This window comes from Flavobacterium sp. XS2P24 (assembly GCF_030010285.1).
GTDB classification, from domain to species: Bacteria; Bacteroidota; Bacteroidia; order Flavobacteriales; family Flavobacteriaceae; genus Flavobacterium; species Flavobacterium algoritolerans.
On record NZ_JASCRU010000010.1, the window covers coordinates 57,817 to 73,949 of the forward strand.

At 32.9% G+C, this 16,133-nt stretch carries 13 protein-coding genes; 8 read left to right on the forward strand and 5 right to left on the reverse strand.

Features of this window, described 5'->3' with window-relative positions; all coding sequences use genetic code 11:
* Nucleotides 1–159 precede the first annotated feature (159 nt).
* The 3 genes from QLS31_RS08950 to QLS31_RS08960 all read left to right on the forward strand — a co-directional run bounded on the left by QLS31_RS08950 (nucleotide 160) and on the right by QLS31_RS08960 (nucleotide 3,422).
* Nucleotides 160–2,091, forward strand: a complete 1,932-nt coding sequence (locus tag QLS31_RS08950) for a DEAD/DEAH box helicase (protein ID WP_099714734.1) — start codon at nucleotides 160–162, stop codon at nucleotides 2,089–2,091.
* A gap of 88 nt (nucleotides 2,092–2,179) precedes the next feature.
* The gene (locus QLS31_RS08955; protein WP_099714733.1) at nucleotides 2,180–2,947 is read left to right on the forward strand and encodes a carboxypeptidase-like regulatory domain-containing protein; all 768 of its coding nucleotides are present in this window, start codon (nucleotides 2,180–2,182) and stop codon (nucleotides 2,945–2,947) included.
* Nucleotides 2,948–3,083: 136 nt separating this feature from the next.
* Entirely contained in the window at nucleotides 3,084–3,422 is a 339-nt protein-coding gene (locus QLS31_RS08960) for a DHCW motif cupin fold protein (RefSeq protein WP_099714732.1), read from the forward strand.
* Between the two features lie 269 nt (nucleotides 3,423–3,691).
* Here QLS31_RS08960 and QLS31_RS08965 read toward each other — a convergent pair whose 3' ends face one another.
* Complete coding sequence (locus tag QLS31_RS08965) at nucleotides 3,692–5,155, reverse strand: aminoacyl-histidine dipeptidase (protein WP_282743573.1); 1,464 nt, start codon at nucleotides 5,153–5,155, stop codon at nucleotides 3,692–3,694.
* Between the two features lie 110 nt (nucleotides 5,156–5,265).
* Here QLS31_RS08965 and QLS31_RS08970 point away from each other — a divergent pair, with 110 nt between their 5' ends.
* Nucleotides 5,266–6,327 carry a DUF3810 domain-containing protein gene (locus QLS31_RS08970; protein ID WP_282715955.1) on the forward strand — a complete coding sequence of 354 codons (1,062 nt, stop codon included), beginning with the start codon at nucleotides 5,266–5,268 and terminating at the stop codon, nucleotides 6,325–6,327.
* 61 nt (nucleotides 6,328–6,388) lie between these two features.
* On the opposite strand, the gene QLS31_RS08975 is transcribed toward QLS31_RS08970, so the two are convergent.
* On the reverse strand, nucleotides 6,389–7,609 hold the full coding sequence (locus tag QLS31_RS08975; RefSeq protein ID WP_282743574.1) for a 3-oxoacyl-[acyl-carrier-protein] synthase III C-terminal domain-containing protein: 1,221 nt from the start codon (nucleotides 7,607–7,609) through the stop codon (nucleotides 6,389–6,391).
* A gap of 270 nt (nucleotides 7,610–7,879) precedes the next feature.
* Nucleotides 7,880–9,184: an NAD(P)/FAD-dependent oxidoreductase gene (locus QLS31_RS08980; RefSeq protein ID WP_282743575.1), complete on the reverse strand. Its 1,305-nt coding sequence runs from the start codon at nucleotides 9,182–9,184 to the stop codon at nucleotides 7,880–7,882.
* 288 nt (nucleotides 9,185–9,472) lie between these two features.
* Between QLS31_RS08980 and QLS31_RS08985 the strand changes: the two genes are divergently transcribed.
* Both QLS31_RS08985 and QLS31_RS08990 read left to right on the forward strand, forming a co-directional pair.
* Complete coding sequence (locus QLS31_RS08985; protein WP_099714727.1) at nucleotides 9,473–9,976, forward strand: sigma-70 family RNA polymerase sigma factor; 504 nt, start codon at nucleotides 9,473–9,475, stop codon at nucleotides 9,974–9,976.
* Nucleotides 9,973–10,605 carry a hypothetical protein gene (locus QLS31_RS08990; protein WP_282743576.1) on the forward strand — a complete coding sequence of 211 codons (633 nt, stop codon included), beginning with the start codon at nucleotides 9,973–9,975 and terminating at the stop codon, nucleotides 10,603–10,605. The genes QLS31_RS08985 and QLS31_RS08990 overlap by 4 nt, the downstream gene beginning before the upstream one ends.
* A gap of 76 nt (nucleotides 10,606–10,681) precedes the next feature.
* Here the strand turns inward: QLS31_RS08990 and QLS31_RS08995 are convergent, their stop codons facing one another.
* Nucleotides 10,682–11,491, reverse strand: coding sequence for a lysophospholipid acyltransferase family protein (locus QLS31_RS08995; protein WP_282743577.1), 810 nt, complete (start codon nucleotides 11,489–11,491; stop codon nucleotides 10,682–10,684).
* Nucleotides 11,492–11,627: 136 nt separating this feature from the next.
* Nucleotides 11,628–12,272, reverse strand: coding sequence for a CoA pyrophosphatase (locus QLS31_RS09000; RefSeq protein WP_282743578.1), 645 nt, complete (start codon nucleotides 12,270–12,272; stop codon nucleotides 11,628–11,630).
* Between the two features lie 94 nt (nucleotides 12,273–12,366).
* Between QLS31_RS09000 and QLS31_RS09005 the strand changes: the two genes are divergently transcribed.
* Complete coding sequence (locus tag QLS31_RS09005; RefSeq protein ID WP_282743579.1) at nucleotides 12,367–12,801, forward strand: DUF4268 domain-containing protein; 435 nt, start codon at nucleotides 12,367–12,369, stop codon at nucleotides 12,799–12,801.
* Nucleotides 12,802–12,875: 74 nt separating this feature from the next.
* A complete protein-coding gene (locus tag QLS31_RS09010; protein ID WP_282743580.1) occupies nucleotides 12,876–16,130 on the forward strand; it encodes a CDC27 family protein in 3,255 nt (1,084 codons plus the stop codon).
* Nucleotides 16,131–16,133 lie beyond the last annotated feature (3 nt).

The window sequence follows — 16,133 nt, forward strand, 5'->3', positions numbered from 1 at the left end:
GTGTAATTTCACACTAAAATCCTAAATCAAAACGCACAATTCGCAAATAAAAAATATAACTTTCTGATAATCAAATTATAATAAAACATTAAATCTTAAAATAGCATTAGTTTATATCGATTATTAACAGTAATTTTGCACCCTATTTTAAAAATACATATGAATAAATTTGAACAATTAGGATTGAGTGAATCGTTACTGAAGGCGATTTTAGATCTAGGATTTGAAAATCCGACCGAAGTACAGGAGAAAGCGATTCCCCTATTATTGGAAAAAGACACAGATATGGTTGCGTTGGCTCAGACAGGGACAGGGAAAACGGCAGCTTTTGGTTTTCCAGTTATTCAGAAAATTGATGCCAACAACAGAAATACACAAGCATTAATTTTATCTCCAACACGCGAACTTTGTTTGCAGATTACCAACGAAATTAAAAACTACTCTAAATACGAAAAAGGTATTAATGTGGTAGCAGTTTACGGTGGAGCTAGCATTACAGAACAAGCGAGAGACATAAAGAGAGGCGCACAAATTATTGTGGCAACTCCAGGAAGAATGCAAGACATGATTAATAGAGGATTGGTAAACATCTCTCAGATTAGTTTTTGTATTCTTGACGAAGCTGACGAAATGTTGAACATGGGTTTCTACGAAGATATCGTAAACATCCTTTCTACTACGCCAGACGAAAAAAACACATGGTTATTCTCTGCAACAATGCCTGCTGAAGTAGCACGTATAGGAAAACAATTCATGAAAGACCCAATTGAAATTACAGTTGGTGCTAAAAACTCAGGTTCTGCTACCGTTTCTCACGAATTTTACCTTGTTAACGCTCGTGACCGTTACGAAGCTTTGAAGCGTTTAGCGGATGCTAATCCAGACATTTTCTCAGTAGTTTTCTGTCGTACCAAAAGAGATACGCAAGCTGTTGCTGAAAAATTGATTGAAGATGGATACAGCGCTGCTGCATTGCACGGAGATTTATCTCAAGCGCAACGTGATGGTGTAATGAAATCTTTTAGAGGAAGACAAATCCAAATGCTTGTAGCTACTGACGTTGCTGCTCGTGGAATTGACGTAGATAACATTACTCACGTAGTGAATTATCAATTACCTGACGAAATCGAAACGTACAACCACCGTTCTGGTCGTACAGGTCGTGCTGGAAAATTAGGAACTTCTATCGTAATTGTTACTAAAAGTGAATTGCGTAAGATTTCTTCAATCGAAAGAATCATCAAACAAAAATTCGAAGAAAAAACAATCCCTTCTGGAATTGAAATCTGCGAAATCCAATTGTTACACTTAGCTAATAAAATTAAAGATACAGAAGTTGATCACGAAATTGACAACTATCTTCCTGCAATTAACAGCGTTCTTGAAGGTTTATCGAAAGAAGAATTAATCAAGAAAATGGTATCGGTTGAATTTAATCGTTTTATCAATTACTACAAGAAAACAAGAGATATTTCTAATCAATCTTCAGGTTCTGAAAGACGTGATCGTGATGATAGAGATGGTGCTCCAAGAGAAAACAACAATGGTGGTGCAACAAGATATTTTGTGAACATAGGTTCTAGAGATAACTTTGATTGGATGTCATTGAAGGATTACTTGAAAGAAACATTAGACTTAGGTCGTGATGATGTTTTCAAAGTAGACGTAAAAGAAGGTTTCTCTTTCTTTAACACTGATCCGGAACATACTGATAAAGTAATGGAAGTATTGAACAACGTACAATTAGAAGGACGTAGAATCAATGTTGAAATTTCTAAAAATGACGGTGGCGGAAGACGTGACCATAATGGAAGAAGTTCTGGTGGAAGTTTTGGCGGTGGAAGAAGTTCAGCTCCAAGAAGAGAAGGAAGCTTTGCTCCAAGAAGAGAAGGTTCAGGTGGTGGATTTAGAAGCGACAGAAACTCAGCTCCAAGAGAAGGTGGTTTCAGAAGCGACAGAGGACCTGCTCCAAGAAGAGAAGGTGGTTTTTCATCTGACAGACCTAGAACTGAAGGTTCGTCTGACAGAGCACCAAGACGTTCTGAAAGCTTTGGTGACTCACCAAGACCAAGAAGACCAAGAAGAGACTAACATTCATTGTTAATTTTCTTATAATTATATACTGTAACTACAAAATATTTAATCCTGTTTTATTACTTTTAAAGTCTTAAACCAGTTTATGAAATATTTTGTAGTTTTCTTTTTTTTAGTACTATCCGCAACTGCTTTTGCGCAAGTTAAAGAACCCTCCCAAAAAGTTAATGGTATCATTATCAGCAATACAACTAGACAAGCATTATCTAGTGTAAATATCATTAATATCAATAAAGTTAGAGGTGCAACTACCGATTCAGGAGGATATTTTGAAATAGATGTACAACTGAACGACACGCTTCACATTACAAGTTTAGGATTTCAATCGCTTCGCGTTCGCGTAACCAATGACTGGATAAAAAACAAAAGCACCAAAATTCAACTTACTGAAAAAGCAATTGCACTTGAAGAAGTGGTAATCAGACCCTTTAATCTAACAGGATATCTTGAAGTAGACACTAAAATTATCCCCGTTAGAGAAAACTACAGGTATAGTATTTCCGGTTTAACACAAGGTTATGAAGCAGGGGAATATTCTCCAAATGCTTTTGGAAGAGTACTTGGTTCTATATTCAATCCAGCGGACATGCTCTATAATTTCTTTGGGAAGAATCCAAAAGAGCTCAAGAAACTAAAAGAAATGAAGAAAGATGATACGGTACGAAATCTTTTGGAATCTAAATTTGACAGAGAAACAATATCAGTTCTTTTAGGTGTTGACAAAAATGAAATTGCCGAAATTCTGCAACGCTGTAACTACTCTGAATCGTTTATAAAAACGGCTAATGATTTACAAATTATGGATGCTATAAGTGGCTGTTATGAGGAATACAAAGTCTTGAAGAAAAAATAAACCCAATATTCCATTACTCAAACAACTAGTTATTTTGGAATAAAAAAAATAATTTAATCCCCGATTCCGAAAGTAGTTGGGGATTTTTATTTTAAAGCAGTTAAATTTAAGTTTTAATACTCTAAAAGTAAAATCTATGTCTACTATACCTTTTCAAACTATTAATTGGGATTCAATAGAAAAAACTGAACATATCGGAACAACAGGAATAGCGCATTGGCAAACAACTCAATTAGGTGGACTTAGAATTCGTAAAGTAACCTATTCCAAAGATTATCTGGCAGACCATTGGTGCCAAAAAGGACATATTGTGCATTGCCTTGAAGGTGATTTTATTAGTGAATTAGAATCAGGAGAACAAGTCCAGCTTTCAAAAGGAATGACTTATGTAGTTTCAGATGACGCAAGTTCCCATCGCTCTATATCCACTAATGGAGTTGAATTATTAATCATAGATGGGGATTTTTTGAAATAATCTTTAAAATCAATCAAAATATTATATACATTTACTTACATCAAAATTAAAAACAAAATTAAATACCTATATCATGGCAAAAAGTCAAGACGCTAAGAAGACCGTAAAAAAAGAACCTTTAAAAACGGCTAAAGAAAAGAAAGAAGAAAAAAGAGATAAGAAAAACAGTCCTAAAAGAGACTAAAAATTTAGTATTCAGTATCCAAAAAAAATAGTGTTCAGTTTCGTTTATAACTGAACACTATTTTTTTTACACTGAACACTGAATACTATTTCACAGGAATGTTAGCTAAAATTTCCAATACAAATTTCCAAAATTTCTGAGAAGAAGAAATACTGGCTCTTTCATCAGGGGAATGTGCTCCGTGAATCGTTGGTCCAAAAGAAATCATATCCATATCAGGATAATTCGTTCCCAGAATTCCACATTCTAATCCTGCGTGACATGCCACTACTTTTGGTTTTTCACCGTTTTGTTTTTCGTAAATTGGAACTAAAACATCCAAAATCTCTGATTCAGAATTTGGTGTCCAACCCGGATATGCTCCCGAAAACTCAACTTCACAACCCATTAATTCAAAAGCGGAACGCAAAGCATTAGCCAAATCAAATTTGGAGGTTTCTACCGAAGAACGTGTTAAACATTGTACCGAAAGTTGCCCTTCGCCAACAATTACTTTAGCAATATTATTCGATGTTTCCACCAAGTTATCAAAATCAGCACTCATTCTATAAACGCCATTATGAGCTGTATACATTGCTCTTACAAAGTAAAATTGAGCAATTGAGGGCATTACTTTAGCAGGAGTTGCATCCATTTTTTCAAAAACAACTTCTAAATTAGGCTCCGTCGTTTTTAACTCCGTTTTGATTTCGTTTACAATTTGCTGCATGTCAAAAACAAAAGCCTCATCATACACTTCGGCAATAATTACTTTTGCTTGACTTTCACGTGGAATCGCATTACGTAAACTTCCACCTTTTATTTCAGAAATTTGTAAACCAAAATTATCAAAACCATCAAATAACAATCGGTTCATGATTTTATTGGCATTACCCAACCCTTTGTGAATATCCATTCCGGAATGTCCACCTTTCAAGCCTTTTACAGTAATCGTATATCCTACAGAACCTTCCGGAGTTTCCTCTTCATCATATTCAGCAGTAGCCGTCACATCAATTCCTCCCGCACAACCAATATCTATCTCATCGTCTTCTTCGGTATCTAAATTCAAAAGAATTTGACCTTGTAAAATACCTCCTTTTAAGTTCAACGCTCCTGTCATTCCTGTTTCCTCGTCAATAGTAAACAAAGCTTCAATAGCAGGATGTGGAATATCCGTACTTTCTAAGATTGCCATGATAGCAGCAACTCCAAGACCGTTATCAGCACCAAGAGTTGTTCCACGAGCACGAACCCAATCTCCATCTACATACATATCGATTCCTTGTGTGTCAAAATCAAAAACGGTATCCGAATTTTTTTGATGCACCATATCCAAATGTCCTTGAAGCACAATTGCTTTTCGGTTTTCCATTCCAGCAGTTGCCGGTTTACGGATAATTACGTTGCGAATTTCATCTTCAAAAGTCTCTAATCCAAGGCTATTTCCGAAGTTTTTCATAAACTCAATCACACGCTCTTCTTTTTTAGAAGGACGCGGTACAGCGTTTAAATCGGCAAACTTATTCCAAAGTGCTTTTGGTTCCAGATTTCTTATTTCTTGACTCATTTATTTTTGTTTGAGGTTTAACATTTACAAAGCCCAAAGTTACAAAGTTTAAATTCTTTATCGATACTAATTGATATTGTAATTATATTTACACTACTAAAATTCATGCTGTGCGAACAAAATATTTCCTTTCTTTCTTTCTTTTTGTCCAAATATTAATTTTGCAGGTACTACCTTATTTTCCGCTACAAGTAGAACAGTTTTACAGTAATGGTTTTTATCCGATACTTTCAAAATTCTCAAGATTAGCGTTGGGAAGCATTCCATTTTCTTTGGGAGATGTAATGTATATTATTGTCATTGCTTTTGTTTTAAAATGGTTTTGGAACCAACGAAAATCTTGGAAGTCAAAATGGAAAAGCAATATATTATCCATATTAAGTTTTGTTTCAGTGTTCTATTTCTTGTTTCATTCACTGTGGGCATTTAATTATTACCGCCAACCTCTTTTTGAAAAAATGGAGATTAAAAAAGACTATTCAGATACTGATTTATTGGTTTTCACCAAAAAGTTAATCGCTAAAACAAACGCTATTCAAAAACAGATTACAAAAAATGATAGTTTAAAAGTAGTATTCCCATACACACAAGATCAGGTTTTTAAGATGAATTTGAATGGTTACAAAAAACTAGCTGAAGAATATTCGTATTTCACTTATAACCATTTAAGCACCAAGAAATCACTTATCAGTTTGCCTTTGACCTACATGGGTTTTGGTGGTTATCTAAATCCGTTTACCAATGAAGCACAGGTTAATTATCTGGGTCCAATGTACAGTTTCCCCATGACTACCAATCATGAAATGGCGCATCAAATGGGTTTTGCCAGCGAAAGTGAATGCAACTTTATTGGTTTTTTAGCTTCCATAAAAAATGAAAATGCTTACATTCAATATTCAGGCTACAGCATGGCTTTGCGGTATTGTTTGGGTAATTGGCAAGTTCGAGACGAAAAAATTTTCAAAGAACTACTAAAAACAATTCATCCAGGAATTTTGAAAAACTATAAAGAAAGTGAGCATTTTTGGAAACAGTATGACACTATAATAGACAAAGGTTTTCATGCTTTTTACGATAGATTTCTGAAAATAAACCAGCAAAAAGACGGTTTAGAAGGCTATAGTAAATTTGTAAATTTGATGGTGAATTATTATCAGGAAAAAAAGTTATGAGTTATGGATTATGAGTTATAAATTTTCATACCATTTAAAGCCTAGCTTAACTCTTAAAAAATTATATTTTTTCCAGTAACAAACCTGTAGCTGTAAGTCCAGGTCCAAATGCCATTGCTACAATTTTCTTGCCTGATTCAATGTTTGGATCGTTTACAATTTCGTTAAAAATATGAGGAATCGTGGCCGAAGACATGTTCCCTTGACGGCGTAAAATCTCATAAGACCAATTCGCTTGTTCTTTAGCCAATCCAATTGCATCTATAACATAATCAATGATTTTTGGTCCGCCCGGATGTATAGCAAAATGCATATTCCCTTTTTGCTGTTCAAGATCAACATTCCCTTTTTTACAAAGTGCAGTCAAAAAAGGTTTGATATTTTTACGTATGAAAACAGGTACTCTCTTAGACAAGGTCATCAAAAAATTATATTCCCCTAAATCCCAAGACATATCCTCTAATGAATCCGGTATAATGACTTCATGAGAGGCAATAATTCGCAGTCCTTTTTTCTCAGGAAACGAATCATCATTCAGGAAAGATTCTTCATCAAATAAGGAATAACCAATAAATCCATCTGCAAAAAGAGAGCAAATCATAATATTTGAATTCGAAAATTCGGTCAGATTTAAGTGCGCCGATAATAATTCTGTGTGAACTACATCTACTCTACCTTTAGTTGCACTGGTACACAGTAAACTTCTTCCTGTACGAATTGCAGGAAAAGCTCCATAACAACCCATGTGATAGGAATGTGTGACTTGTACTGTTTCCCAATCTCTTTCTATAACGGCTTCTTGAGCTACACTTGGCGAAGAATATCCGGAACAAGTGACGTGTATCAAATTTTCCGGACTTGTATTTGTTTTTAAATAAAATTGATCGAAAACATATCCCATTTTCCTTTTGAACCATTCCATCCGAACCTCAATTTTAGGCCCATAAAGATTTCCGGATTTGACTTCGAAACCAGCAGGAAAATGATATCCTGAAGGCGACGTAACTTCCATAATATGTTCAATAAAATCCTCCACTTCCTCAAAAATAATACTTTGTCTACTATTTATATTTTCGGAAGAAACGGCATACTTATCCACTTGATCAGATATAAGTTCAAAAGTAATAGGTTCATTATCATAAGCTCCATTTCCAGTTACACTAGATTTTGGAAGATTTTGAAAATGATAATACAGGAATTTTGTGTATTGATTTAGCTTTTTTTGATCTATCAATTTACCCACTAAAATTGGATGAAAATTGGAAAGTATAACGCTTTTCATTAACTTTTGAATTTTAATTGAAATATAAAATTAAATCAAAAATCATTCAAAAAAATCAAATTAATAAAAATGCAATTTTTTAAATACATAAGTAATTGATTTACAATTACTTATGTATATTATAATTTTGTTAAAAAACTGAATACCATACAGTTATAAGAATTACTCTACACAATCATTAACCACTGATTATCAAGTATGTAAGAATAAAAACACAACACTAGAGCTGTTGTTTTTAAAGTATAAATTTTCCTGCTTTTTAAAAATTAATTAAACTTCATCACTTGTAAATGTGGTGAAACTTTTCTTTTTATAAGGCCTGATAATCAAACGCCCTTCACGATCAAAACGAATGTAATTATAGACCCAATTTAAGAAAACTACAGCTTTATTTTTGAATCCAATAAGTGAAAACAAGTGTACAAACATCCACACAAACCATGCGAAAACGCCGTTGAAATGGTATTTAGGTAAATCTACTACCGCTTTATTCCTTCCTATGGTTGCCATAGAACCTTTATCATTGTATTCAAAAGCTTGCATGGGTTTGTTTTCAATTAATTTTATTAAATTCTCTCCTAATAATTCCCCTTGTTGCATTGCAGGTTGCGCCATCATGGGATGTCCTTGTGGATACATTTCAGATTCCATAGAAGCAATATCGCCTACGGCAAAAATATTACTATATCCTGCAACCTGATTGTATTCATTTACCCGAATGCGTTCAACTTTTTCAACCAAAGATTCTGCATCTAATCCCGCAACAAGAGCACCTTGAACACCCGCAGTCCAGATTACTGTGGCGGTTTCAAAAGATAAATCGGAATTTGTGGTTATGGTGCGCCCATCATAATTAGTGACGCGGACGTTTTTCCAGATTTTTACACCTAAACTGATTAGAAATTTTTCGGCAGCTTGAGAGGATTCTTCACTCATCGTATTTAGAATTCTATCCCCACTTTGAATCAGATTGATTTCCATTTTGGTTATATCAAGATCTGGATAATCTTTTTGCAGAATGGCTTTTTTCATTTCGGCCAATGCGCCGGAAAGCTCTACTCCTGTTGGTCCGCCACCTACTAATACAAAATTAATCAGGCTATTTTGTTCGGCTACATCGGTGGTTAAAACAGCTTGTTCAAAATTTTCAAGAATCAGACTTCGAATATTGAGCGATTGCGGTATGGTTTTCATGGCCATACTGTTACGCTCAATTTCTTTGTTACCAAAATAATTAGTTTTAGAACCAGTGGCAATGACTAAATAATCATACTTTAATTCACCAATTTCGGTGATTATTTTTTGATTTGTAGTATCGATTTCCTGGACATTGGTGAGCCTAAAGTAAACGTCATCGTATTCTTGAATTACTTTTCGGATTGGGTACGCTATAGAACCTGCTTCGAGCCCGCCTGTAGCAACTTGATATAATAGAGGCTGAAAAGTATGGTAATTGTGTTTGTCTAAAAGAACAACCTGCACTTTTTTATTTTTTAGCTTTTTCGCTAATGCGATTCCTGCGAAACCTCCGCCAATGATTACTATTCTGGGTAAAGTTGAATTTGGGATGTTCATATTTAAAAAAGTTCTGAATTGTTGATACTCAAAGATACAATGTTTTCTACTTTTGAATTTCATCAAATAGTATCGAAATTTTTGTTTTTGCAAAAGTTCCTTAGAAAAAATAAACATGTAAATTAGCCCCGATGGTAATGGAAATCCTTTATTTTTCTGGTTTTTTCAGAAAATAAAGATTGCAAGGTACAGCGGGACGAGTATTAATTATGAAATGAATAGTGGTGTGCTCCTCAAAAAAAAGTGCTACTTTGTAACAAAAACCAGTATTGGCTTACTAACGTATATATGAGTGATAATCTAGAACATTCTTTTGTAAAGCAGTTGCAGGAAAATCAGAATATAATCCACAAGATTTGTAGGTTGTATACTAATGGCGATGATGCTCATAAGGATTTGTTTCAGGAAATTACGATTCAGTTATGGAAGGCTTTTCCAAAATTCAGGGGCGACAGTAAATTTTCTACATGGGCCTATCGAGTCGCGCTGAATACAGCGATTACTTTGTACCGAAAAACAAAACGATCCATAAATACTATTGAATTTGAAGGGCGACAACATTTCCTGAATGATGTGGAATATGATTATGAGGAGGAAGAACAATTAAAATTAATGTATAAAGCAGTTTACCAGCTGAATGATATTGAAAAAGCGTTGATATTTATGTATCTGGAAGATAAAGATTATCAGGAAATATCAGAAACATTGGGAATTAGTGAAGTAAATGCAAGGGTGAAAATGAATAGAATTAAAGGAAAATTAAAAAAAATATTAAATCCATTAGGCGTATGAAAGAGTTGGATTTATTAAAAAAAGACTGGCAGAAGAGTACTAATTCTTTTGAGCAAGTTTCGGAAATCGAGATTTACAAAATGATCCATAAAAAATCATCTTCGATTGTGAAGTGGATTTTGATTATAAGTATTTTGGAGGTTTTATTGTGGACGTGTTTGAGTTTTTGTTTTGACTCAGATGGGTACTTAAAAAACATCCAACATTCTGAATTAATTAGCTATTTTGAGCTACTAAATTACGCCAATTATGCTGTGATTTTGATTTTTATTTATTCTTTTTATAAAAGATATAAAGTAATATCTACAATTGCCACAACCAAACAATTGATGCAGGATATCCTGAAGACCAGAAAAACAGTTCAATATTATGTTTGGTATAATTTAGGAATGTTAGTGTTTAGTTTAATCGTAGGATTTATTATTGCTTTTGCCTACAATCCTGAAATGGATGCTTTCAAGCAGCAAATAAATAGTAGTGCAAAGATTATGGCCATTACAATTGGAGTTTTAAGTATTTTTAGTATTGCGTTATTTGGCTTACTTTGGTTGTTTTATCGAGTATTATATGGCACTTTACTACGTCGTTTGTATACCAATTATAAGGAACTAAAGAAAATAGATCTTTAAGTCCAAGAGAAAAAGTCTTAAAATTCAACGTCATATAATATTGAATTTTAAGACTTTTGACTTTATGACTAAATTTTTAATATTCCCATTTTCTTAATCGGTTCAATTCTTCTTGCTCCTTTATAATTTCAGATGGAATAACTTTTAAAAATGAAGGATGTTGCTCAATTGCATATTCTACTTTTTCTACAATTTCCTCGATTGTATCATTATCGTAATCAATATCAAGAGGTTCTTTGATAATAAAGGACTGCAGAATTCCTTTTTTCTTCATACGAAATCCCTTTTTGTCAAACGAACGACGGAAACCGTCAATAACGATAGGCACCACAATAGGCCTGTGTTGTTTGATAATATGAGCAGTTCCTTTACGAACCGGTTTAAACGATTTTGTTGTCCCTTGCGGGAAAGTGATTACCCAACCATCCGCTAGAGCAATTTTAATATTCTCAGTATCGTTAGGGTTAATATCTTTTTTTTTCTGGACATCAACTCCTTTAGCACGCCAAGTACGCTCTACAGAAATTGCTCCGGCATACGCCATGATTCTTGGCAATAATCCCGCCTGCATAGTTTCTTTGGCAGCAACATAATAGATATTCATTTTAGGTTGCCACAAATAGCAAACATTCTTAATCGTATCATCGCGGCCACTCAAACTTGCATTAAAAACATGAAACATAGCAACAACATCAGCAAAATAGGTTTGGTGATTGGAAATAAAAAGTACGTTATTGTCTGGTAAATTTCTAATAATTTCCGAACCTTCAATTTGTAATTCATTAAATCCTCTATAGCGTCTATGTGTCATGGCTCCAAAGATTCGGATTAGCCATTTTTTTATAAATAATATGTGTCCGAAAGGATTTCTCTTCAACAATCCCATAAAATTGTGTATTTTTTTGTGAATTTGGATTACAAACTTACGAAATTTATATTTGAAGTTGGTCTTTGAATTCAACAGAACAATTTGAAAAACCCAACCAATTAATTCGCTCTTTTCTAACGCAGAATATTAAAATTTACTCTCCAAGAACCTCTTTCAACACCTCTTTTAACTCACTCAACATCATCGCTGTAGCGCCCCAAACAATATGCTCCTCAATTTTAAAAGCCGGAATACTGATGTTGTCAGCGTAAGAAGTTGTCAAATTTGTATCTACTACAAGTGCATCGTCTAAAAAAACTGACAAAGGCAACTCGATAATATTTGCCACTTCAGAAGGTTGCGGTATAAACACCAATTCTTCTTTACTGATACCCAAAAAAGGATGTACCATAAAGTTACTTGGCGGAATATATAATTCTGTAAACGGTTTAAGGATTTCAATTTTATCCGGATGAATTCCTACCTCTTCATGCGTTTCCCGAAGTGCCGTTTTAGCAAAATTTTCATCTTCCAGTTCGTACTTACCTCCCGGAAATGCAATTTGAGCAGAATGAACTCCTTTATAGGAATTTCGGACGATTAACACCAAATGTGTCGTGTCATTTTTAGGATAAAAAAGCATCATTACTGCTGCAATTCTTGGCTTTTTATCTTCAATATTAATACTCTTTAAGCTTTCCAATCGTTCTAAAGGCGCCATTTTTACATGTGCATCAAAAGCTGGAAGCCTTGCTTCAATTAATTTAGGAACATACTGTAAAAATTCTTGAAAATCCATAATCAAAGTCTATTTTTGCATATAAAACAGCATATAAATATAGTTTAGAAAATACAATTGCACAAGTTTTTCTATAACCAAAAAGTCATTACAAATGTACAGCAAAGAAGAAACACAAAGATTAAAACGAGAATTCTGGGTTGCATTCGCAGAGAAATATCCTAGAAAATGGGTATTATACGATACTAAAATCAAGGATTTTTCTTTTAAATTTTATGTAGACAATAAAAAAGCTCAAGTTTTAATAGATATTGAACATCGAAGTGATGAAAAAAGAATTGCTTATTTTGAAAAACTGGAAGCGCTAAGAACTATTCTCGACGAGGATTTCATCAAAGACTTGGTTTTCGAAAAAGAATACACACTGGAAAGTGGCAAAACAATCAGTAGAATTTGGGTTGAGAAACTAGGAGTCGGTGTGAGTAATCGCAACTATTGGGATGAAATATTTGACTTCTACAATGAAAAAATGAATGCTCTGGAATTGTTTTATTCAGAGTATGATGATTTTATAAAGGATATTGTGTAACACACCTTTATAAAAACATTTATTTTCTTACAAATGTCAGTATTTTTTTTATATTTGATAAACTCCTATCCTAAATGAAAAAAATATTTTTTGCCATACTTATCGGCTATTTTTCGAAAACGTATTCTCAAACTGACTACTCCATTGTATACGATAATGATGCAATAATAAATAAAGGCATTACACTTTACGATACAGAAAAATACAATGAGGCAATAATTGAATTTGATAAAATCATGTCAATTGATCCTAAATTTCTCAATGCACAATATGAAAAAATATTATCTCTTTCTGCTTTAGAAAAAAAAGAGGAATTAAAAGTACTTTTAGAAGATCTGTACAAAAAGGATAAAATGCATGAACTTCCTTCACTTTACACCCTTTACGGAAGCTTCTTGAGCGATGAAAAAGAATACGAAAAATCAGAAAAAATCTTTGAAGAAGGAGAAAAATACCTTTCAAATTCTTCTAATTTTCTATACAATTTTGCGCTTTTATATCTTAGAAAAGAAGAAAATCAAAAATGCGTCAATCTTTTAAAACGTGTCATAACAAATGATCCAAATCATGCTTCTTCACATTATCTATTAGGATTAATTGCATTTGATAACGGAAAAATAACAGAAGGTACATTAGCTTTAATGAGTTATTTAATTATTGCTCCTAATGGGCGTAATGCAGAAAAAGCAATATTAAAATTGAATGCTAAATTTGGTGAAAATTATTTAGCAGATAACAAATTAGTTTTTTCTAAATCAGGTGATAATTTTGAAGAAATAGAAACTATTCTTAGAAATCAATTGCCTTTAAAAAGCGCTTATAAAATAAAATCAAAAATTGATGATGTTGTTATTCGTCAAGTACAAGCTGTCGCAGAATATACCTTAGAACATAAAATGGGAGACGGTTTTTTTGAAACGACTTACATTCCTTGGGTCAAAAATCTCATACAGCGAAATCAATTTGAAGGATTTTCATATTACATGCTCCTTTCAATGGAAAGTAAATTAGGAAAAAAACTTAGCGAGCAAAAGAAAAAGATAAACACTTTTAATGAAGATTATGTGTTGAAAGAATTTTGGTCTTTTTATGCAAAAAGAACCCTGAATCTTTTTGGAAATTCTCAAGAAGTTATTGTCAGTTTAAAAAACAACAAACCATACCTTATTGGTGCGCAAATAAACGGTAAAAAAGAAGGAAAATATAAATACCTGAATGAAGATGGTAATCTAAATGGGGATCTGAATTTTCAAAATGATGCTTTGGAGGGAATACAAAAATATTATGACGAAAAAGGAAATCTGACGGAAGAAAAATCTTTTTCTAATAATAAACTAAACGGAACAAGGACTACCTATTTCTCTAATGGTTCAGTTAATTTAATTGAAAATTACAAAGACGATTTATTGGAAGGAATTAGCACATCGTATTACCCAAATGGTGGAAAACAATGTGAAATTAATTTCACAAATGGTGAGCGGGACGGAAAATTTATTTGTCTGTATGAAAACGGAACACAAAAATCAAATATGCTGTACTCAAAAGGCAAATTGAACGGTGCCGTTTTGAACTATAATGAATTAGGCGATTTAATTGATAGTTCTAATTACATAAGCGATCAAATCGAAGGAGATTATTTTGAATATTACGATGGAAAAACGATTAAAACACAATCTTCATATAGCAATGGAAAAAATAAAAATTCCTATAAAAGTTTTTACAGTAATAGCATTTTAGAAAAAGAAAACACTTTTGAAAACGGGAAAATAAAAACTGCAACTGATTTTTTTGCAAATGGAAAAAAATCGACCGAATCGTTATACAATGAGAATGAAGAACTGGAATCCTACAGTTATTTCGACACCGATAACAATAAATATTTTGAGGAAAAATATAAATCTGGAGAATTAAAATCCGGACTTCAATTTTCTGAAAGCAATCTAAAACCTGTAGCAATCAATTTAACTAAAAACACCTTTGAACTAAACAATTTCAAAGGGGTATTATTAGTTTCCGGAACATTCGAAAAAGGTAAAAAAGCTAATGAATGGAACCATAATTACGAATCAGGGGTATTGAGATTAAAAGAATTTTACAGTAACGGAAAACGAAATGGACTTAGTACTGATTACTACAAAAACAGCTTGTTAAACAGTATTAAAAACTACACTAATGATACTATTAATGGAACATATGAAGTGTATGAAGAAGGATTATTAGATCAAACTTTTAACTATGTCAAAGGATATCAGAATGGTCCGTCCAAGACCTTTTATGCGGACGGAAGAATAAAAACAGAAGGATATTTTACAGATGGTAATTTGAATTTTGAAAAAAGGACATATTGGCAAAATGGTTCTGTAGCCAAAAAAGAAAATTACATCAATAATTACAAATCGTCGCTTCTTAGCTATAACACAAAGGGAGAATTAGAAAATGATTTCAATTACAAAAACAAAACAGGAAAATTCACCTTTAGCTATAATAATGGGACAATTATAGAAGTTTGTAATATGGTAAACGGAAAATTAAATGGGAAGTATACAATCAAAGACAAGCTCAATATGCCAATTGCTGAATACGAATATGCAAATGGCTTATTAAACAATACTTACAAAACCTACAATCCGCTTGGAACTATACATTCAGAAAGAATTTACTATTGCGGAAAAATTAATGGGACATATAAACAAAATGACTTGGTAGGCAATATACGATTAAGTGACGAGAATACATTTGGTGAAGAAAACGGAAAGACTACCCGTTATTATCATACAAAATCAAAAATGACAGAATACAATATAATAAATGGAGTTGTCGAAGGTGAACAAGTATATTACAATCAAAAAGGGGATGCTATTTTAATTTTGGGATATAATAGCAATAACCTTTCATATTATATTCGTAAAAGTAAAACAGGTGCGTTGGATGAAAAGATAGAAGTTATTGGAGAAACTGCTGAAATTATTTCTTTGTATCCAAATGGAAAAACAGCCATTCAAATGCAGTTTGTAAAAGGGAGTTTAGAAGGGGAATTTATCATTAACAACAACGAAGGGAAACCAGAATTTGAATGTGCTTATACGACTAATTTATTGAATGGAGAACGAATAGAATATTATGCAAATGGCGCTATTTATAAAAAAGAACATTTCATCAAAAACAACTATGAAGGTTCTCAAGAATACTTCAAAGAAGACAAAAAACCATGGCTGACTGCAATGTATAAAAATGATGAATTACACGGAAACACTTTAATTTACAATGATGGAAAGTTAGTACTAACAAAAAAATATGATTCAGATGAATTGGTTGAAATTATTAAATAAAAC

Coding starts and splice junctions, on each gene's coding strand:
- QLS31_RS08950 (WP_099714734.1), top strand. CDS start 160: ATGAATAAATTTGAACAATTAGGATTGAGTGAATCGTTACTGAAGGCG.
- QLS31_RS08955 (WP_099714733.1), top strand. CDS start 2,180: ATGAAATATTTTGTAGTTTTCTTTTTTTTAGTACTATCCGCAACTGCT.
- QLS31_RS08960 (WP_099714732.1), top strand. CDS start 3,084: ATGTCTACTATACCTTTTCAAACTATTAATTGGGATTCAATAGAAAAA.
- QLS31_RS08965 (WP_282743573.1), bottom strand. CDS start 5,155: ATGAGTCAAGAAATAAGAAATCTGGAACCAAAAGCACTTTGGAATAAG.
- QLS31_RS08975 (WP_282743574.1), bottom strand. CDS start 7,609: ATGAAAAGCGTTATACTTTCCAATTTTCATCCAATTTTAGTGGGTAAA.
- QLS31_RS08980 (WP_282743575.1), bottom strand. CDS start 9,184: ATGAACATCCCAAATTCAACTTTACCCAGAATAGTAATCATTGGCGGA.
- QLS31_RS08985 (WP_099714727.1), top strand. CDS start 9,473: ATGAGTGATAATCTAGAACATTCTTTTGTAAAGCAGTTGCAGGAAAAT.
- QLS31_RS08990 (WP_282743576.1), top strand. CDS start 9,973: ATGAAAGAGTTGGATTTATTAAAAAAAGACTGGCAGAAGAGTACTAAT.
- QLS31_RS08995 (WP_282743577.1), bottom strand. CDS start 11,491: ATGGGATTGTTGAAGAGAAATCCTTTCGGACACATATTATTTATAAAA.
- QLS31_RS09000 (WP_282743578.1), bottom strand. CDS start 12,272: ATGGATTTTCAAGAATTTTTACAGTATGTTCCTAAATTAATTGAAGCA.
- QLS31_RS09005 (WP_282743579.1), top strand. CDS start 12,367: ATGTACAGCAAAGAAGAAACACAAAGATTAAAACGAGAATTCTGGGTT.
- QLS31_RS09010 (WP_282743580.1), top strand. CDS start 12,876: ATGAAAAAAATATTTTTTGCCATACTTATCGGCTATTTTTCGAAAACG.